Origin of the sequence: Streptomyces luomodiensis, from assembly GCF_031679605.1 — a bacterium.
Lineage (GTDB): Bacteria > Actinomycetota > Actinomycetes > Streptomycetales > Streptomycetaceae > Streptomyces > Streptomyces luomodiensis.
Map to the genome: position 1 here is coordinate 7849235 of NZ_CP117522.1, position 19616 is coordinate 7868850.

General features: G+C 73.5%; 17 protein-coding genes. 12 read left to right on the plus strand and 5 right to left on the minus strand.

Translation table 11 applies throughout. The annotated features are described in order from the left end of the window. Positions 1–142 precede the first annotated feature (142 nt). The 4 genes from PS467_RS33145 to PS467_RS33160 all read left to right on the plus strand — a co-directional run bounded on the left by PS467_RS33145 (position 143) and on the right by PS467_RS33160 (position 4496). Positions 143–1054 carry a glycoside hydrolase family 19 protein gene (locus PS467_RS33145; RefSeq protein ID WP_311038303.1) on the plus strand — a complete coding sequence of 304 codons (912 nt, stop codon included), beginning with the start codon at positions 143–145 and terminating at the stop codon, positions 1052–1054. Positions 1055–1145: 91 nt separating this feature from the next. Next, complete coding sequence (locus PS467_RS33150; RefSeq protein ID WP_311038304.1) at positions 1146–2069, plus strand: GNAT family N-acetyltransferase; 924 nt, start codon at positions 1146–1148, stop codon at positions 2067–2069. A gap of 72 nt (positions 2070–2141) precedes the next feature. Beyond that, the gene (locus tag PS467_RS33155) at positions 2142–3410 is read left to right on the plus strand and encodes an MBL fold metallo-hydrolase (protein WP_311038305.1); all 1269 of its coding nucleotides are present in this window, start codon (positions 2142–2144) and stop codon (positions 3408–3410) included. A 207-nt stretch (positions 3411–3617) separates the two neighbouring features. After that, positions 3618–4496 carry a chitosanase gene (locus tag PS467_RS33160; RefSeq protein ID WP_311038306.1) on the plus strand — a complete coding sequence of 293 codons (879 nt, stop codon included), beginning with the start codon at positions 3618–3620 and terminating at the stop codon, positions 4494–4496. Between the two features lie 72 nt (positions 4497–4568). Here the strand turns inward: PS467_RS33160 and PS467_RS33165 are convergent, their stop codons facing one another. The 3 genes from PS467_RS33165 to PS467_RS33175 form a co-directional block, all read right to left on the minus strand. Beyond that, complete coding sequence (locus tag PS467_RS33165) at positions 4569–5258, minus strand: gamma-glutamyl-gamma-aminobutyrate hydrolase family protein (RefSeq protein ID WP_311038307.1); 690 nt, start codon at positions 5256–5258, stop codon at positions 4569–4571. Between the two features lie 13 nt (positions 5259–5271). Continuing rightward, the gene (gene eat, locus PS467_RS33170; protein WP_311038308.1) at positions 5272–6768 is read right to left on the minus strand and encodes an ethanolamine permease; all 1497 of its coding nucleotides are present in this window, start codon (positions 6766–6768) and stop codon (positions 5272–5274) included. Positions 6769–7279: 511 nt separating this feature from the next. Continuing rightward, on the minus strand, positions 7280–8077 hold the full coding sequence (locus PS467_RS33175; RefSeq protein ID WP_311038309.1) for a FadR/GntR family transcriptional regulator: 798 nt from the start codon (positions 8075–8077) through the stop codon (positions 7280–7282). A gap of 98 nt (positions 8078–8175) precedes the next feature. Between PS467_RS33175 and PS467_RS33180 the strand changes: the two genes are divergently transcribed. The 4 genes from PS467_RS33180 (at position 8176) to PS467_RS33195 (ending at position 12762) form a co-directional block, all read left to right on the plus strand. Continuing rightward, complete coding sequence (locus PS467_RS33180; protein ID WP_311038310.1) at positions 8176–9543, plus strand: glutamine synthetase family protein; 1368 nt, start codon at positions 8176–8178, stop codon at positions 9541–9543. Positions 9544–9554: 11 nt separating this feature from the next. After that, a complete protein-coding gene (locus PS467_RS33185) occupies positions 9555–10952 on the plus strand; it encodes an aldehyde dehydrogenase family protein (protein ID WP_311038311.1) in 1398 nt (465 codons plus the stop codon). Beyond that, entirely contained in the window at positions 10949–11740 is a 792-nt protein-coding gene (locus tag PS467_RS33190) for a 3-oxoacyl-ACP reductase (protein ID WP_311038312.1), read from the plus strand. The genes PS467_RS33185 and PS467_RS33190 overlap by 4 nt, the downstream gene beginning before the upstream one ends. 68 nt (positions 11741–11808) lie before the next feature. Beyond that, on the plus strand, positions 11809–12762 hold the full coding sequence (locus PS467_RS33195) for a DUF2510 domain-containing protein (protein ID WP_311040035.1): 954 nt from the start codon (positions 11809–11811) through the stop codon (positions 12760–12762). A 98-nt stretch (positions 12763–12860) separates the two neighbouring features. Here PS467_RS33195 and PS467_RS33200 read toward each other — a convergent pair whose 3' ends face one another. Beyond that, a complete protein-coding gene (locus PS467_RS33200) occupies positions 12861–14057 on the minus strand; it encodes an amino acid deaminase/aldolase (protein ID WP_311038313.1) in 1197 nt (398 codons plus the stop codon). Positions 14058–14483: 426 nt separating this feature from the next. On the opposite strand from PS467_RS33200, the gene PS467_RS33205 reads away from it, so the two are divergent. The 4 genes from PS467_RS33205 (at position 14484) to PS467_RS33220 (ending at position 18808) form a co-directional block, all read left to right on the plus strand. Then, positions 14484–15311, plus strand: a complete 828-nt coding sequence (locus PS467_RS33205; RefSeq protein ID WP_311038314.1) for a hypothetical protein — start codon at positions 14484–14486, stop codon at positions 15309–15311. After that, positions 15308–16534, plus strand: coding sequence for a type VII secretion-associated serine protease mycosin (gene mycP / locus PS467_RS33210; protein ID WP_311038315.1), 1227 nt, complete (start codon positions 15308–15310; stop codon positions 16532–16534). Before PS467_RS33205 ends, mycP begins: the two co-directional genes overlap by 4 nt. Positions 16535–17142: 608 nt before the next feature. Further along, entirely contained in the window at positions 17143–17877 is a 735-nt protein-coding gene (locus PS467_RS33215; protein WP_311038316.1) for an SseB family protein, read from the plus strand. A gap of 124 nt (positions 17878–18001) precedes the next feature. Then, positions 18002–18808 (plus strand): aquaporin, encoded by an 807-nt coding sequence (locus tag PS467_RS33220; protein ID WP_311038317.1) that lies wholly within the window; start codon positions 18002–18004, stop codon positions 18806–18808. Positions 18809–18918: 110 nt separating this feature from the next. Here the strand turns inward: PS467_RS33220 and PS467_RS33225 are convergent, their stop codons facing one another. Beyond that, positions 18919–19284, minus strand: coding sequence for a DUF1844 domain-containing protein (locus PS467_RS33225; protein ID WP_311038318.1), 366 nt, complete (start codon positions 19282–19284; stop codon positions 18919–18921). Positions 19285–19616 lie beyond the last annotated feature (332 nt).

Here is a 19616-nt window from a genome sequence, read left to right on the forward strand (position 1 = left end):
TCCGGGCGGGCCGGCCCTCGTGCTTTTACTCATCTCCGTACAAAGGTCTGGTCTGGACCTTGACTGGTATAGACCAAACCGGTTTGAGTGTCCCCGGAGCCTCGAAGTTCCCCGGGGCATTCATTGAGAAGGAGATCGGCCCATGCGGAGAAGACGCGTTCTGGCGCCGCTCGCGGCGACCGCGGCGGTGTGCGCGAGTGTGCTTGTCATGCCCATGGCCTCGGCTTCGGCCTCGTCGGCGGGGACCACCGCCCAGGCGGCCTGTAGCGCCGCGAACTGGGTGGCGGGCAAGTGGTACGTCACCGGTGACATCGTCCGGTACACCGACGGCAATTACTACCGCGCCGAGCACGACAACCCGGGCTATGACCCGGTGATCAGCACCTGGTACTGGGAGCCGTACAACTGCGGCGGCTCCGGGGAGCAGAACCCGAGCGGCTTCGTGGTGACCGAGGCGCAGTTCAACCAGATGTTCCCGAACCGGAACTCGTTCTACACCTACCAGGGCCTGACCGCCGCCCTGAGCGCCTACCCGGGCTTCGCCAACACCGGCAGCGACACCGTCAAGAAGCAGGAGGCGGCCGCCTTCCTGGCCAACGTCAGCCACGAGACCGGCGGTCTGGTCCACATCGTGGAGCAGGACACCTCCAACTACCCGTCCTACTGCGACTGGAGCCAGTCCTACGGCTGCCCCGCCGGCCAGTCGGCGTACTACGGCCGCGGACCGATCCAGCTCAGCTGGAACTTCAACTACAAGGCCGCGGGTGACGCACTCGGCATCGACCTGCTGAACAACCCCTACCTGGTGGAGCGGGACGCCGCGGTGTCCTGGAAGACCGCCCTGTGGTTCTGGAACACCCAGACCGGGGCCGGCACGATGACGCCGCACAACGCCATGGTCAACCAGCGCGGCTTCGGCGAGACCATCCGCAGCATCAACGGTGCCAAGGAGTGCAACGGCAACAACCCCGGCCAGGTGCAGAGCCGGGTCGACACCTACCAGCGCTTCGTCCAGATACTCGGCACCACCGCCGGCTCCAACCTCTACTGCTGACCGTCCGCTGAACGGCCATCGGGCTCAGTAACGGGGAAACAGCGGGGAAATTGAGGTGCGCCGCGCCGCTGCCGCGCGCCAGCCTGGGCACATGGCGTGGACAGTGACGTACGACCTCGATGAGTTCCGGGCCGCGGCGGGTGGCTTTCTGCGCGCCCGCCCGGCCCGGCACACCACCCTGCTCACCGTGGTCTCCTCCCTGGTGGCGGCGGGCAGCGGCAGATACGGCGACCAGCCGCCGGTCTACGGCTGGTGGACCGGCGAGGAAGCGGACCCCGTATCAGCAGTGCAGGGCTCCGTACACGGCCCCGCGCAGGGGGCGTTTCTGTGCACCCCGCCCTACCCTCCGCTGCTCTCCCCTCTCTCCGGCGAGGCGGCCCAGGAACTCGCCCGCATCCTCGCCCGGGACCGTGAGTGGCAGATCACCGGCGTGAACGCCGGGCGCGAGACCGCCGAGACCTTCGCCACCGCCTGGCAGCGCCTCACCGGTGCGTCGAGCAGTGTCGAGCAGTTCCACCGGCTCTACCGGCTCGGTGACCTCATCCCGCCCGACCCCGCCCCGCCGGGCCGGGCCCGGACCGCCACCACCGCCGACCGCGATCTGCTGATCACCTGGTGCGAGGGGTTCGCCCGCGACACCGGCGCGCTGATGGGCGATGCCGCCAAGCAGGTCGACGACAAGCTCAGCCACGACGGGATCACGCTGTGGGAGCTCGACGGCCGGCCGGTGGCCTGCGCCGGCATCAGCCGTACGGTCGCGGACATGGCCCGGGTCGCCCTTGTCTACACCCCGCCCGAGCTGCGCGGGCGCGGTTACGCCGGCGCCGCCACGGCCGCCGTGAGCCGGGCCGCGCGGGCCGCCGGGGTCACCGAGGTCCTGCTCTTCACCGATCTCGCCAACCCCACCAGCAACGCCCTTTACCAGCGTCTCGGTTACCGCCCGGTGGAGGACCATCTGCTGCTGTCCTTCACCTCGGCCGACCACCCGGTTCCGGAACAAGGCCACCCCTCGTAAGAGTTGTGTCATTGCAGCCCGACGGCACAGCGCGTCGGGGTGCTCCGCAGCCCCCCTCACCATGGAGGATCCGTGACCGGCTCCCATCCGAAACGTTCCCGGCTCGCCGCCGCCCTGCGCCCCGCCGCCTTCGGGGCGGATCCCTCCGGGGAGCGGATGGAGCGCATCCGACGGTCGCCGAACTTCGCGAACGGTGTGTTCGTCAACCCGGTGGGCGCCCGCACCGCCCCGTCCGGTTCGATGCTGAAGTTCGCGGCCACGTACTTCCGCAAGGAGGAACGGATCCGCAGGGCCCCGGCCGGGACCGTGCCGGTGCACCCCACCACCGTCGCCGATCTGGCCGTTCCCCCCGCCTCCGGGCTGCGGCTGACCTGGATGGGACACTCCAGCGTGCTCGCGGAGATCGACGGGCGGCGGGTGCTGTTCGACCCCGTATGGGGACAGCGCTGTTCGCCCTTCGCGATGGCGGGGCCGAAGCGGATGCACCCGGTGCCGGTGCCGCTGCGGGAGCTGGGGCCGGTGGACGCGGTGGTCATCTCCCATGACCACTACGACCACCTGGACATGCCCACGATCCGGGCGCTGGTGCGCTCCCGCGCGATGTTCGTCGTCCCGCTCGGGGTCGGCGCCCACCTGGAGCACTGGGGCGTTCCGGCCGACCGGATGACCGAACTGGACTGGCACGAGTCCACCGAGGTCGCCGGTCTGCAGCTCACCGCCACCCCCGCCCGCCACTTCTGCGGGCGCGCGCTGCGCAACACCCAGCACACCCTGTGGGCCTCCTGGGTGGTGGCCGGTGGCGAGCACCGGATCTACCACAGCGGGGACACCGGCTACTTCCCCGGATTCGCGAAGATCGGCGCGGCGTACGGGCCGTTCGACGCGACCATGATCCAGATCGGTGCGTACTCCGAACACTGGCCGGACATCCACATGACCCCCGAGGAGGGCATGCGGGCCCACGTCGATCTCCAGGGCGGGGACCCGGCGAAGGGGATCATGCTGCCGATCCACTGGGGCACCTTCAACCTCGCCCCGCACCCGTGGGAGGAGCCCGCCGAGGGCACGGTCACGGCGGCACGGGCGGCCGGGGCGAACGTGGCCGTTCCGCGCCCGGGGGAGCCCTTCGAGCCGGTGCGCGGTCTCCCGCTGGAGCCGTGGTGGCGGGCGATCGCGGCCCGGCCGGTGACGGAGGTGCCCGCCGCGGCCGAGGGCGCGGCCGAGCCGGCCGGTTCCACCGGTTCCACCAGTTCCGCCGGTTCCACCGGCGCGTCGGGAGCGACCGGGGCGACCGGTGTGACGGGTGGCGCGGACCCCGCGATGCCCATTCCCCAGCCGTAACACGGCGGTTGGCGCCGCCCGCGTCTTTGTCGAATGGTGTCGAAACCCTTGTGGTGGACACGACGCGCTCGCTTCAATGGTTAGGAAAGGTTCCTAACGGATCGTCCCTGAGGGTCCAGGGCGGCCCCAGTGTGCCGGGGGCGGCCCCGGCGCACCCTCGGACGGCCGTGCGCACTTCCCCCACAGTCGACAAGGAACGGAGTCCCCATGTCCCCCATGTCCTCCAGGTTCGGGAGGGTCGGCCTCGCGGCGGTGGCGGTCACGGTACCGGCCGCGCTCGTCCTCACCGGCGTCGGCGTCGGGCAGGCATCCGACCACCTGCCGTCGTCGGCGGACGCGCGCCCCCACCACTCGGCGCCCAAGGCCGCCGCGGCGACCGGCCTGGACGACCCGGCGAAGAAGGAGATCGCCATGAAGCTGGTCTCCAGCGCCGAGAACTCCTCGCTCGACTGGCGCGCGCAGTTCTCCTACATCGAGGACATCGGCGACGGCCGTGGCTACACCGCGGGGATCATCGGATTCTGCTCCGGCACCGGCGACATGCTGGAGCTCGTCGAGTACTACACCCGGCAGAAGCCCGACAACGTCCTGGCCAAGTACCTCCCCGCGCTGCGCGAGGTCAACGGCGGCGACTCCCACGACGGCCTCGACCCCGGCTTCACCGAGGACTGGCGGAAGGCCGCCGCCGACCAGGCGTTCCAGGACGCCCAGGAGCACGAGCGCGACCGCGTCTACTTCAACCCCTCCGTCGAACAGGGCAAGGCCGACGGACTGGGCGCGCTCGGCCAGTTCATCTACTACGACGCGATCGTGATGCACGGCCCCGGGAACAGCCGGTACAGCTTCGGCGGCATCCGTAAGACGGCCCTGTCCCAGGCGAAGCCCCCGGCGCAGGGCGGCGACGAGGCCACGTACCTGCACGCCTTCCTCGACGCCCGTAAGGAGGCCATGAAGACCGAGGAGGCGCACAGCGACACCAGCCGGGTCGACACCGAGCAGCGGAAGTTCCTCAACGAGGGGAACCTCGACCTGACGCCCCCGCTGCGGTGGGAGGTCTACGGCGACCCGTACGAGATCAACTCCTGAGCCGGACCCCAGAGTTGGACCCCGGAGCCGGACTCCTGAGGCCCGCACCGGCGGCGCGTCTCGGGCTCGAGATCAGCCCGACGCCGCCGCCACCAGGGCCCGCATGATCCGTACGTCGTCGCCCGCCTCCGGGTGCCACTGCACGCCCAGCGTGAACGCCTCCGCGTCCGGCAGTTCCACCGCCTCCACCGTTCCGTCGCCCGTGGCATGGGCTGCCGGGATCAGGCCCTTGCCCAGGTGGGCCACGGACTGGTGGTGGAAGGTGGGGACGGACACCGGGGCCGGGAGGATCTCGGCGAGGCGCGTGCCCGGGACCGGTGTGACCTCGTGGTGGCCGAAGACGCCGGGCGGCCCCGCGTGGCCGTCGAGGTGCTGAAGGAGTGTGCCGCCGAGGGAGACGTTCAGCAGCTGATGGCCGCGGCAGATGCCCAGCAGGGGGACGCCGGCCGACAGGGCCGCGTCGATCAGGGCCAGTTCCCACGCGTCGCGCTCCCGTGCCGGCGGCCCCGTGCGCGGGTCGGCGGCGGCCCCGTACCGTACGGGTTCCACGTCCGGGCCGCCGGAGACGACCAGCCCGTCCAGACGGGCGACGACGGCGGCGGCCGAGCCGTCCGCGCGGTCCGGTGGCAGCATCGTCGCCAGGCCGCCCGCGCGCTGGACGAGGCGGTGGTAGCCCGAGGGCAGCAGCGCGGCGGGGAGGTTCCAGACGCCCCAGCTCGCCGAGGGTTCGAGGTAGGTGCTGAGGCCGATCAGAGGGGGCACGGTCGGTCCAATCTCAGTCGCGGGACAGTTCCGCCTCGGCCTCCGCCAGCGCCGCGAACTCCTCCTCCGGCGCGGCCGCGACCAGGCGGTGGCGGCTGTAGAAGGCGAAGTAGGCCAGCGCCACCGCGTAGACGCCCAGCGCGATGAAGGCCGCGTCCTTGTCCACCAGGAAGGTGGCCACCAGCGCCGAACAGGCCAGGACGAAGGCGAGGGACGACGTTACCGTGCCGCCGGGGGTGCGGTAGGGACGCTCCAGGCCCGGTTCGCGGCGGCGCAGGACGATGTGGGAGAGCGACATCAGGGCGTACGAGATGGTGGCGCCGAAGACCGCGGCGTTGAGCATCCGGGCGCCGTCGCCGGACCAGGCCGCGAGGGTGAAGCCGATGGCGCCCGGGACGAGCAGGCCCAGGTACGGGGCCTTGCGGCGGCTGGTCAGGGAGAGGAAGCGGGGCAGATAGCCGGCCCGGGAGAGGGCGAACAGCTGGCGCGAACCGGCGAAGATCAGCGAGAAGAAGGAGGCCACGAGCCCGGCGAGGCCCGCGTAGTTGACGACGCGGGACAGCGCGGTCGCCTTGCCTCCCGGCTGGAGCGCCTCGACCAGCGGGTTGCCCGCGTCCTGGAGGGCACCGGAGCCGCGCGCCCCGGTCGCGGCGAGGAAGGTGAGCAGGGCGAGGCACAGCAGGATGCCCATGGACCAGGCCATGGCCCTCGGCAGGGTACGGGCCGGGTCCCGGGTCTCCTCAGCCGCCAGCGGCACCCCCTCCACCCCCAGGAAGAACCACATGCCGAAGGGGAACGCCGACCAGATGCCGAGCAGTCCGAACGGCAGCCAGGAGGTGGCGCCGAACGCCGAATGGTCCACCGCGATGTCGTCGAGCGAGCCCGCGTCGAAGTCGGTGAACGCGCCGATCGCGAAGACCAGCAGCGCGGCGACCGCGACGGCGGTCACGACCAGGCTGAACCGCAGGGCCTCGCCCACGCCCCACAGATGGATGCCGATGAAGAGGACGAAACACGCCAGATAGACCGGCCAGCCGGACTCCAGTCCGAAGAGTCCGAGCGACTCGACGTAGTCGCCGATGAAGATGGAGATGGCGGCGGGGGCCAGGACGTACTCGATGAGGATCGCCGTACCGGTGAGGAAGCCACCCCAGGGGCCGAGGGCGCGCCGCGCGAAGCCGTAGCCGCCGCCCGCCGTGGGCAGGATCGCGGCCAGCTCGGCCAGGGCGAACACCATGCAGGCGTACATCAGGCCCATCAGCAGCGCGGCGATGGCCAGACCGCCGAAGCCGCCCTCCGCCAGGCCGAAGTTCCAGCCGGAGTAGTCGCCGGAGACGACATAGGCGACGCCGAGGCCGGTCAGCAGCAGCGGGCCCGCGCTGCCGCGCCGCAGGGTACGGCGCTCCAGATACCCGTCGCCGGGGGCCGGCGCCGACGCGCCGCCCGGTGGTGCGCCGACGGCGGAGGCGCGGGCGGACTCGGTGCGGGCGGACTCGGTTCCGTCGGCCATGGAGGCTCCTGCTCGACGCGGGGGGCGATGGCAAAGGTGTGGGGCCATACCTTTGCCTTCCGGCCGGCGATGCGCAAGACCTCCGCGTAAAACCGGCGTTACGGAGTGACGGGCGGAGGGTGGGTGGACGGCGGGCGGAGGGCGGACGGACCGCTGGCGGACCGTGGGCGGACCGCGGAATGGACGGCGGGTGGAGGGCGGACGGACCGCGGGTGGACGGCGGGTAGAGGGCGGACGGACGGCGGGCGGACCGTGGGCGGGCGGCGGACGGACCGTGGGCGGACAGGCGGGGCCGGACAGTGACGGACGGACCGCGGGCAGACAGGCGGGGCCGGTCCAGGGAGCTGCTGGGCGGGGCCGGTCCAGGGAGGCGCTGGGCGGGCCGGTCCGGGGAGCTGCTGGGCGGGGCCGGTCCAGGGAGGCGCTGGGCGGGGCCGGTCCGGGGAGCTGCTGGGCGGGGCCGGTCCAGGGAGGCGCTGGGCGGGGCCGGACCAGGGAGCCGCTGGGCGGGTCAGACCAGGAAGCCGCGCAGCAGCGCCGCCGTGCCCTCGCAGTGCTCCCGCATCACCTCGCGCGCCCCGTCCGCGTCCCGGTCCAGCACCGCCTCGACCAGCGCCGAGTGCTGGGCCTGTGAGTGCTCCAGGTTCTTCACCAGCAGCGGGATGCAGTCCAGCAGGTCGTTGACGGTCGCGCGGACGGCCGCGTACTGGGCGGCCAGCGACGGCGAGCCCGCCAGCTCCGCGAGCGTCAGGTGGAGCATCGTGTCCAGGCGCCGGTAGTCGGTGAGCGGGGCGTCCCGCGTCGCGTCGAGGGCCGCCTGCAGCCGGCGCGCCTGCCCGGCGTCGAGCCCGTGCGCGGCGCACAGCCCCGCCGCGCCCACCTCCAGGACCTCCCGGAACCGCAGAGTGTCCTCGACGTCGACGGCCGCGACCCGGCGCCGCAGTTCGTCCCCGTCGCCCCGGTTGGGCTCGGGCCTGGCCCGGACGAAGGTGCCGCCGTAGCGGCCGCGGCGGCTCTCCACCAGCCCCTGGTCCTGGAGCACCTTCAGCACCTCGCGCAGGGTCACCCGGCTGATCCGCAGCCGGTCGGCCAGCTCCCGCTCGGCCGGGAGCCGGCCGCCGTCGGGGACCAGGCCCAGCCGCAGCACCTGGAGTATCTGCTCCAGCGCCTCCTCGAAGCCGTTCCCGGCGCGCACCGGGCGCAGCACCGGCGCCAGCCGGTCGCCGCCCCCGCTCCGGCCCCCGCTCCCGGCCCCGCTCGCGCGCTCGCTCCCGGCCCCGCCCCCGTTCCCGTTTCCGATTCCGTCCATCGAACCGTCCGCACCTCCTTCCCAACCAATGGTCTGCGGTATTACCTTAAACGCCACCCCGCGCCCCCAGCCCCGCTCCGACGCCAGGAGGCCCCACCGTGGCAGACCGCACGCCCCCGCTCTCGGTCGACGAGCTGACCAGACTGGTCGCCGCCGGGGAGATCGACACCGTCGTCCTGGCCTTCACCGATATGCAGGGAAGGCTCCAGGGCAAGCGGTTCGCCGCCCGGTTCTTCCTCGACGACGTCCTGGAGCACGGCACCGAGGGCTGCAACTACCTCCTCGCCGTCGACGCCGAGATGAACACCGTCGACGGCTACGCCATGTCCTCCTGGGAGCGTGGCTACGGCGACTTCGCCATGCACGGCGACACCGTCACCCTGCGCCGCACCCCCTGGAACCCCGGCACCGCCCTCCTCACCGCCGATCTCGCCTGGCACGACGGCACCCCCGTGGCCGCCTCCCCGCGCCAGATCCTGCGCCGTCAGCTCGACCGGCTCGCCGAGCGCGGCTGGACCGCGTACACCGGCACCGAGCTGGAGTTCATGGTCTTCAAGGACAGCTACGAGCAGGCGTGGAACACCGGTTACCGCGGGCTCACCCCGGCCAACCAGTACAACGTCGACTACTCCGTCCTCGGCACCGGCCGGGTCGAACCCCTGCTGCGCCGCATCCGCAACGAGATGGGCGCCGCCGGGATGACCGTTGAGTCGGCCAAGGGGGAGTGCAACCTCGGCCAGCACGAGATCGCCTTCCGTTACGCCGACGCCCTGACCACCTGCGACCAGCACGCCGTCTACAAGACCGGTGCCAAGGAGATCGCCGCCCAGGAGGGCATGGCGCTCACCTTCATGGCCAAGTACGACGAGCGCGAGGGCAACTCCTGCCATATCCACCTCTCGCTGCGCGATGAGGCCGGGCGCCCCGTGCTCGCCGACGACGACGGCCCGTACGGCATGTCGCGGACCATGCGCCACTTCCTGGCCGGGCAGCTCGCGGCGATGCGCGACTTCACCCTGCTCTACGCCCCGAACATCAACTCCTACAAGCGGTTCCGCCCCGGCTCCTTCGCCCCCACCGCCGTCGCCTGGGGCCCGGACAACCGCACCTGCGCACTGCGCGTCATCGGCCACGGCCCCTCCCACCGGCTGGAGAACCGGCTGCCCGGCGGCGATGTCAACCCGTACCTGGCGGTGGCCGGGATGGTGGCCGCCGGGCTGTACGGCGTCGAGCGGGAGCTGGAGCTCCCCGAGGTCTGTACCGGCAACGCCTACAACGGCGCCGCCGCACACGTCCCAACCTCGCTGCGGGACGCCGCCGAGCTGTGGCGGAACAGCCCCATAGCGCGGGCCGCCTTCGGCGACGAGGTGGTCGAGCACTACCTCAACATGGCCCGCGTCGAGCAGGACGCGTACGACACCGCCGTCACGGACTGGGAGCGCTTCCGGTCCTTCGAGCGCATGTGAGGAACCACCAGGTGAGCAACGAGCACCCGCACCCCGCCGGCCACCCCCACGAGCACCGGGTCCTCAACCCGGCCACCGAGGAGGTCATCGCCACCGTCCCCGCCGCCACCCCGGGCGATGTGGCCGCCGCCGTCGCCCGCGCCACCGGGGCACAGCGCGGCTGGGCCGCCCTCGCCCCCGCCGACCGCGCCCGGCTGCTGCGCCGCTTCGCCGCCGTCGTGGACGATCACCTCGAGGAACTGGCCGTCCTCGAAGTCCGCGAGGCGGGTCACCCGATCGGCAACGCCCGCTGGGAGGCGGGCAATGTCCGCGATCTGCTGGACTACGCGGCCGGTGGAGCGGAGCGGCTGAGCGGCGCCCAGATCCCGGTGGCCGGCGGTCTGAACGTCACCTTCCACGAGCCGCTCGGCGTGGTCGCGGTCATCGCCCCGTGGAACTTCCCCATGCCGATCGCCGCCTGGGGCACCGCCCCCGCCCTGGCCGCCGGGAACGCGGTGGTCCTCAAGCCGGCCGAGACCACCCCGCTCACCGCGCTCCGGCTGGCCGAACTCGCCCTGGAGGCGGGCCTTCCCGAGGGGCTCTTCCAGGTGCTGCCCGGAGCCGGGCCGGTCGCGGGCGCCGCGCTGGTCGAGCACCCCGGCGTCGCCAAGGTCGTCTTCACCGGCTCCACGGCCGTCGGCAAGGAGATCATGGCCAGGTGCGCGGCGGGCGTGAAGCGGGTGACCCTCGAACTCGGCGGCAAGAGCCCGAACATCGTCTTCGCCGACGCGGACATCGAGCGGGCCGCGGCCTCGGCACCCGGCTCCTTCCTGGACAACACCGGCCAGGACTGCTGCGCCCGCAGCCGCATCCTGGTGCAACGGAGCGTCTACGACCGGTTCATGGAGCTGCTGGCGCCCGCCGTGACCTCCTTCGCGGTCGGCGATCCGGCCGACCCCGCCACCGCCATGGGCCCGCTGATCTCCGCCGCCCAGCGGGAGCGGGTACGGTCCTACGTCCCCGAGGACGCGCCCGCCGCGATCCGCGGCGAGGCCCCGAAGGGCAAGGGGTTCTGGTACCCGGCCACCGTGCTGGAGGCCACCGGCCCCGCGGACCGCGCCGCCGTGGAGGAGATCTTCGGCCCCGTCGCCGTCGTCCTCCCCTTCGAGGACGAGGCCGACGCCGTGCGGCTGGCCAACGCCACCGACTACGGCCTGTCCGGCTCGATCTGGACCCGCGACGTGGGCCGCGCCGTCCGGGTCTCGCGCGCCGTCGCCGCCGGGAACCTGTCCGTGAACTCGCACAGCAGCGTGCGGTACACCACCCCCTTCGGCGGCTACAAGCAGTCCGGCCTGGGCCGGGAGCTGGGCCCCGACGCCCTTACCGCCTTCACCGAGACCAAGAACGTCTTCATCAGCACCGAGGAGTGACTGACGTGACCGAGACCCCCGTGTGCCGCCGTCTGGTGGGCCGTACCGCCGTCGTCACCGGAGCGGGCAGCGGCATCGGCCTGGCCACCGCGCACCGCCTCGCCTCCGAGGGCGCGCAGGTCGTCTGCGCCGATATCGACGCGGGCGCCGGCAAGGCCGCGGCCGACGCGGTCGGCGGGCTCTTCGTCCAGGTGGACGTCACCGATCCCGAGCAGGTCGAGGCGCTCTTCAAGACCGCCTTCGACACCTACGGTTCGGTGGACATCGCCTTCAACAACGCCGGTATCTCGCCGCCCGACGACGACTCGATCCTCACCACCGGACTCGACGCCTGGAAGCGGGTCCAGGACGTCAACCTCACCTCCGTCTACCTGTGCTGCAAGGCCGCGCTGCCCTACATGCGGCGGCAGGGCAGGGGCTCCATCATCAACACCGCCTCCTTCGTGGCCGTGATGGGCGCCGCCACCTCGCAGATCAGCTACACCGCCTCCAAGGGCGGGGTGCTGGCCATGTCGCGCGAACTGGGCGTGCAGTTCGCCCGCGAGGGCATCCGGGTCAACGCGCTGTGCCCGGGGCCGGTCAACACCCCGCTGCTGAAGGAGCTGTTCGCCAAGGACCCGGAGCGGGCCCAGCGCCGGCTGGTCCACGTGCCGGTGGGCCGGTTCGCCGAGCCGGCCGAGATCGCCGCCGCCGTCGCCTTCCTGGCCAGCGACGACGCGTCGTTCGTCAACGCCGCCGAGTTCCTCGTGGACGGCGGGATCGCCGGGGCGTACGTCACCCCGCTGTAGTCCGCACGCGCGGTCCGGTCGCCGCGGTGTACGGAGCCGAGCCATGGCCATAGGCTGACCGAGTGACCATGAACACGCCCCCCGGCTGGTACCCCGATCCCGGCTACGCAGGCAGTGGCCCCGCCATGGAACGGTGGTGGGACGGCGCCGCCTGGACCGAGTACACCCGCGACGCCTCCGGCGCCGCGGACCCGGCCTTCGGCCCGCCGCCGCCCCCCTACCCGCCAGGGCGGCAGCAGGGCCGGGGCCGCGGTCCGAAGATCGCGGCGCTCGCCGTCGCGGTCGGGGTCGTCGTCGCCGCGATCGTCGGCGGCATCGTGCTGCTGGGCGACGACGGCGACGGCGGCGGGAGCGCCCAGGCCGGGTCCGCCTCCAGCAGCTCCGCCCCGCAGGACGGCGGCGGCCCGGACCCGGGCGTCCCGGCCCCGGGCAGCCCCTCGGACGGGCCCACCGACGCGCCCAGCGCGGCGCCCAGCTACGACCCGGACATCGCCCCGGACCCCGTCAACGGCATCAGCCTGCCGGTGCTCGACGGCTGGCAGGCGGGGCGCAGCAGCTCCGGCGGCGCGGGCGTCACCACCTCCCGCTACCCCTGCCCCGGCGACCCGTCCACCGACTGTGTGCGCGGCGGCGCCTTCTCCCGCACCGCCACGGGCTACCAGGCCACCTCCGCCAAGGGCATAGCCGAGGAGGACATCGCGCAGAACGCGGAGGAGTCCTACGGCCAGGACGAGGACACCGACCGCAAGGCGTACGGCGGGATCACCTCCCACAAGCAGCTCAAGGAGTCGGCGGTCGACGTCGCGGGCCAGAAGGGCTACCTGGTCCGCTGGAAGGTGGTGACGAAGAAGGGCGACGACGGCATCGTCCAGTCGGTCGCCTTCCCCTCGCCCACCGTGCCGGACACGATGGTCGTGGTGCGCTTCGGCTTCGACGCGAGCGACGAGGCGCCGCCGCTCAGCGACATGGACAAGATCGTCAAGGGCATCGAGGCGCTGGCGGGCGACGGCCAGTCCGTCTAGGCGGGGTACGCAAAGCGCCGTATTTCAGAGGAACGTGTCGGCCAGCCGGTCTGCCGAACGCGCCGGTCAGTCGGTCAGCTGGTCAGCCGTCCAGCCGGTCAGAGGAAGGTTTTGCCCTCGCCCCGGTACGTCGGCACGCTCGCCACCACCCGGTCCCCCTCGATCAGCCGCAGCGTGTCGAACCGCTCGCACAGCTCACCGGCTTTGGCATGCCGGAACCACACCTTGTCGCCGATCAGCAGATCGTCGGCGGCCGTGCCCAACAGCGGGGTCTGCACCTCGCCCGGCCCCTCCATCGAGTCGTACGAGAGTCCCTCGGGCAGATACGGAACCGGCAGCCGGTCCCGCCCCGCCGCGCCCGATGCCGGATAGCCGCCGCCGAGCACCGTCACCACGCCCACCCCCGGCCGGCGCACCACCGGCTGGGCGAACAGGGCGGCCGGGCGGCCGCGGAAGGAGGTGTAGTCGTCGAAGAGGCGCGGCTGGTAGAGCCCGGACCCGGCGGCGATCTCCGTCACCGCGTCCTCCGCGGCGGTGTGCTGCACACTGCCCGTGCCGCCGCCGTTGACGAACTCCAGGTCCGCCACGGCCCGCACCGCCCGGACGGCCGCGGCCCGGCGCGCCGCGAGCTCCCGGCGCGCCACGGACTGCATCAGCCGGACGGCGCGCGACCGCAGCGGGCGCCCCGCCACCGCGTCGCCCACGCCCGCCACATGGCCCTCGTACGCCATCAGCCCGACCAGCCGGAAGCCGGGGCGGCGGTCGATCGCCCGCGCCAGCGCGGCCAGTTGCTCCGGTGCGCGCAGCGGTGAGCGCAGCGCTCCGACCCGCACCCGCCCGCCGAGCATCCGCAAGGACGTGTCCAATTCCAGACAGACCCGGACCTCTTCGGCCCCGGCGCGAACGCTGTCGATCAGATCGAGCTGGGCGAGGTCGTCCACCATGACCGTCACGGCGGCGGCCAGCTTGGGGTCGTTGGTCAGGGTGGCGTACCCGCCCCGGTCGGTGGAGGGATAGGCGAGCAGCACATCGTCGAACCCCTCGCGGGCCAGCCACAGCGACTCCGGGAGCGTGAAGCTCATGATCCCCGCGAAGCCGTCCCGTGCCAGCACCCGTTCCAACAGCGCCCGGCAGCGCACCGATTTGCTGGCGACGCGGATCGGCTTGCCCTGCGCCCGGCGGACCAGATCCCGTGCGTTGTCATCGAAGGCCTCCAGGTCGACAATCGCCATGGGCGCTTCGAGATGGGCGGTGGCCCGGTCGTACCGGGCCCGGTCAGCGGCGGCAGGGGGCATGGACGAAGCTTGCCAGACCGCTGTTACCACTTGGTAGAGGGCGGCCGGTGCGCAGCGCCCCCGGCTGCCCGTAGAGTGTCGCGCACGCCACGACCGGCAGGTCAGCGGCGTGTTGTCCGTATAGGAGCCCGCCTGCCCGAAAGGCGGGTCGGCGGCGCGGCGAACCGGACGGAGCCAGGTGAACCAGGTGTCGACGGGTGCGAGGGGGTGCCGGTGAGCACCGACGCGGAACAAGCGCACTCACCTCACGACACGCCCCCACCACGCCCCGCACATCCTCCTCGCACGGCGCCCGCGCGACCCTCCGCGCCCCCGCCACGCCCCTTCGCGCCACCCGGGTTCACCCCGGACCCGGACACCCCCATCCTCGGCGTACGGGCCAAGGTCCCCCTCCCCAGGGGCGGCGCCGGGACCTCCGGCACCCGAGTGCCACCGCGCCCCCTCGCACCGCCGCGCCCCACCGGGCCCCCCGCGGCCGGCGGGCCGGGCGGCCGGCGCCGTGCGCCCAGCCGTACGGCGGCCGCCGCCGCATGTCTCGTCCTCGGCCTCGGGCTGCTCGGCGGGGCGGCGGCCGGCAGCTGGCTGGGCGACGACCCCGATGCCCCGCCGTCCACCGCCGACACCTACGCCCACGCCCGCTCCGCCTGGCACAGCGTCCCCGTGGCCGACCTCTTCCCGCGCACCCTGCGCGGCAAGGGCGCGGGCCCCGGCGGCGCCGACCGCGTCTGGACCCGGATAGCGGTCGCCCCGGACAGCAGCTGCGGCGGCGGATTCGACCCGCTGCTCGGCAAGGCGCTGGCCCCGGTGGGCTGCGAGCGGCTGGTGCGCGCCACGTACACCGACGCCACCAGCACCAGCGTCACCACCGTCGGAGTGCTGATCACCACCTCGGGCCCCGCCGGGATGCGGGCGCTGCACCAGCGCTTCGTGACCGAGAAACTCGACGAGCGCACCGACCTGATGCCCCGCACCTACGCCGCCAAGGGCACCGCGGCGGCTGGCTTCGGCGACGACCAGCGCGCCAGCTGGCGCATCCGCGTCCTCACCGACGCCCCCGCCGTCGTCTACGCCGTCAGCGGGTTCGCCGACGGCCGTAAGGTCACCGACCCGCAGTCGGCGGGCGAGGCGACCCAGCGGGGCGCCACCTCGGCCCCCGCCCAGTCGGGCCTCGGCAACGACGCCCGCGGCATCGCCGACGCGATCGAGACCGGATTCCGGCACGCCCTGTCCACGAGCACGGAGACCACGTCATGACCCGGACCGCCGGGATCGGGCGGCGCCTCGCCGTGGCCCTCGCCGCCGCCGGGCTGACCCTGGTGCCCGCCGCGCCCGCCGACGCCGACGGCATACAGGCCCAGGAGTGGGCGCTGGACGCCCTCCACGTCCGCGAGGCGTGGCAGACGACCAAGGGCTCCGGGATCACCGTCGCCGTCCTGGACACCGGTGTCGACGACCGCCACCCCGACCTCAAGGGCCAGGTGCGGACCGGCAAGGACCTGATCGGCTTCGGCGCCCGGCGCGGCGAGCGGGCCTGGGCCCGCCACGGCACCGCGATGGCCGGGATCATCGCCGGGCACGGCCATGGCGCGTCCGGCGACGAGGGCGTGCTGGGCGTCGCGCCCGAGGCGCGGATCCTGCCGGTGCGGGTGATCCTCGAGGACACCGACCCCGACCGTAAGAAGGCCCGTTCCAGCCGCGGCGGCGCGCTCGCCACCGGTATCCGCTGGGCGGCCGACCACGGCGCCGACGTCATCAACCTCTCGCTCGGCGACGACAGCGCCTCCGCCCACCCCGAGGCCGCCGAGGACGCCGCCGTACAGTACGCGCTGCGCAAGGGCGTGGTCGTGGTCGCCTCCGCGGGCAACGGCGGCGAGAAGGGCGACCGGGTCTCCTACCCGGCCGCCTACCCCGGTGTGATCGCCGTGACCGCCGTGGACCGCTACGGCGCCCGCGCCGCCTTCTCCACCCGCCGCTGGTACGCCACCGTCTGCGCACCCGGCGTCGACGTGGTCATCGCCGACCCCGACAAGCGCTACTACGAGGGCTGGGGGACCAGCGCGGCCGCCGCCTTCGTCTCCGGCTCCGTCGCCCTCGTCCGCGCCGCCCACCCCGAGCTCAGCCCCCGCCAGATCCGGCAGCTCCTCACCAAGACCGCCCAGGACGTCCCGGAGGGCGGCCGCAGCGATGATCTCGGCGCGGGCCTGGTGGACCCGGCGGCGGCGATCGCGGAGGGCGGCAAGGTGGAGCCGCAGACCCAGACCCCCGCCGTGGCCGGCTCCGCCCCACGCTTCTTCGGCAAGGGCCCGGACCACGCCCAGAGCGCACACGAGGAGTCCGGCCCCAACCGGATGGCGCTCCTCGCCGGACTCGCCGGCGCCGCCCTGGTCATCGCCGCGATCGCCCTGTGGCGCGGCTCGGGCCCCCTACGCCTGCCCCCGAGCCTGCGCGCCCTGCTCCCGCCAAGCCGAACGCGCTGAGCCGGACGGGGCCGGCGGCGGCCCGTTGGGTGTTGGGCCGGGCGCCGGGGGTGGTCGTCATGGTGGCGCCTTTTGGTGGTGGGCCGTTGGGTGGTGAGCCGGGCGCCGGGGCGGTCCTTCGCGGCCGGGGCCCGGCGGTGGACCGGACGCGTTGAGCCGGGTTGCCGGTGCGAGTCGTTCCGCGTTGTGCCGGGTCGGGGTGGCGGTGGCCTGTTGGGCGTCGAGCGGGGCGCCGGGACGGCCTTCGCGGCCGGGGCCCGGCGGTGGGCCGTCGGCGCGGGCTCACCGTAGGGGCCGCTCGCGGGGGTCCGTGGCGCCCCGCCCGGCCATCGGTGGCACCGCGCGGCACCCCCAACCGTTCCTCAGCCGGGTCCCGGCGCGGCCGCCCCTTGGCCCGCGCCGTTCGCTGCCGTGCCGCACCACGGCGCCTGCGTCGACATCGGTCGCCGCTGCCGTAACGGCGGCCGTGGCCGGGAGGGTCCGGTACGGATCACGGTGAGTCCGAACCGGCCGCTGATGCGCCACGGCGGCGGCCACAGCGCGGTCGCCACAGTGCGGTCGCCCTGCCCGCCGCGTCCGGGGCGCACCGCCCTCGATACCCTCATGGCGTGGCGCTCAAGAACATTCCCGACCCAGGCTTCTCCGGCGACGACGGCTCCGCCGATCCCCGCCTTACCGCGGCGCTCGCCGCCTGGGCCGATGACCGCTCCGCCGAACCGGAGGTGCTCGCCGCGCTCACCGAGGCCCGTCTCCTCGTCCCGGTGGTCGCGATGCTCGGGGAAGCGGAGGTGGGCCCCGATGGGCTGCGGCGCGACAAGACCAGCGATATGGCGGTGCCCACGCTGGAGGCCCCCGGCGGCCGGCGCGCCCTGCCCGCCTTCACCTCGCTCGAGACGCTGGCCCGCTGGCGCCCGGACGCCCGGCCGGTGGCCGTACCGCTGCGCCAGGCGCTGGAGGCCGCCGCCCATGAGAAGGCGGACACCCTGGTCCTGGACCTCGCGGGCCCGGTGCCGTACCAGCTGACCGGTCCCGCGCTGCTGGCCCTCGCCGAGGGACGGACCAGCGCCGATCCGCTCGCCGACCCGGCCGTCACCGAGGCGGTGCGCACCGTGCTGGCCGCCGAGCCGGAGGTGGTCCGGGCCCATCTGGCCCCGGCGGCGGACGCCGACGGGATGCTCGCGCTATCCCTGGCCCCCACCGCGCCGGCGCGGGAGACGGCGCACCGGGTGGCGGGCGCCCTGGCCGCCGACGAGGTGCTGCGGGCGCGGCTGGTGCGCGGGCTGACCCTGGCGCTGCTGCCACCGGACGCGAGGGTCCCCGGCGAACCGCTCTTCAGCCGCTGAGCGGCGGGCCCGCCGCTCCGGCCCGCTTCTCCGCATCCTCCATTCGGACCAACAGGCGAATCGTCCCGGTTCCCCCCACAATGCTTAGGCGACTGGCGGTCGGAATCTGCGTGAGGAGAGCGCCATGGAGACGAGAACGGTCGTAGCGGAGTGCATAGGGACCGCGATGCTGGTCCTCTTCGGAGTCGGTTCCCTGGTCCTGGCGGGCGACTACATCAACGCCCTCGGGATCTCGCTCGCCTTCGGCTTCACGCTGATCGCGATCGCCTACGCGTTCGGACGCGTCTCGGGCTGCCACATCAACCCGGCGGTGACCCTCGGGGTGCTGCTGGCCAAGCGCATCGACATCCGTACGGCGGTCGAGTACTGGATCGCGCAGTTCGTGGGCGCGATCGTGGGCGCGGCGGTGCTGTTCCTGCTCGCCAAGCAGGTGCCCCGGCTGCAGACGGCCGGTGCGTTCGGCAGCAACGGCTACGGCGGCCGCTCGCCGGTGGGCCTGGGCGCGGGCGGGGCCTTCCTGGCCGAGGTGCTGCTCACCTTCCTGCTGGTCTTCGTCTTCCTCGCGGTGACCAGCTCGGTGATGCCGGCCGGCGTCGAACCGGTCCCGGTGGGCCTCGCCTACGCCGCGGCCAACCTGATCGGCATCCCGCTGACCTGGGCCTCGGTCAACCCGGCGCGCAGCTTCGGCCCCGCGATCTTCGCGGGCGGCGACGCGCTGGGCCAGCTGTGGCTGTTCATCGTCGCCCCGCTGGTCGGCGGGGTGCTGGCCGCCGTGGCGCACCGGTTCACCCATCTGCACCCGGCGGCGGGACAGGCCGAGCAGGAGGGGGCGCCGCACCCGACGCCGGCGGCCGGACCGTGGGGACGGCTGCGCGGCGGCCACCGCCCCGAGGCGGGCGGCCCGGAAACCAAGGGCCCGGAGGCGGCCTGAGCCCGAGCCGGAGCCGCTCCGGGGACCCGGCCCGAAACGCCCCGGGGCCCGGTCCCGAAAGCTCCCGGAACCTCACGTGGCACCGAGCCCGCGAGGGGGCCCGGCCCGGGTCAGCCGAAGACCGGGCCCGTGTACTTCTCGCCGGGCCCCTTCCCCGGCTCGTCCGGCACCACCGACGCCTCACGGAAGGCGAGCTGGAGGGACTTCAGACCGTCCCGCAGCGGGCCGGCGTGGAAGGAGCTGATCTCCGTGGCGCTCGCCGTGACCAGCCCCGCCAGCGCGTGGATCAGCTTCCGCGCCTCGTCCAGGTCCTTGTGCTCGGGGCCCTCCTCGGCCAGGCCCAGGTTGACCGCGGCGGCGCTCATCAGGTGCACCGCGACCGTGGTGATCACCTCGACCGCGGGCACATCCGCGATGTCCCGGGTCATACGGTCGAAGTCGGGGGCCGGTGGCTGCCCGGCGTTGGCGTCGCTCATGGTGGTCGGGGCTCACTTCCTGATGGATGGTGCGCCCCAGCCTAGGCGGCCGCCCGGCGGGCGTTCGTACCGGTCGGGGGAACGGGGCGGGACGGACGCCGTTGACACCGCGGATGAGCATCCTGCGCGGGTGCTGGTATCGTAGATAAACGACCGGCCGGTCACCTGAGTGTCCGGCCCACAAGTGGAGGCTCCGCACTCCCACCTTCCGGTCCCCAGGGTCGGCAGGTCATCGGTCAGGCTGCGCCCCGCGGTGATATCGCGGCGGTGCTCCCGGTCAGTGAGGAGCCCCGCCTGTGTACCGTCCGGGGCGTTTTGTGCGCCACGGCGCG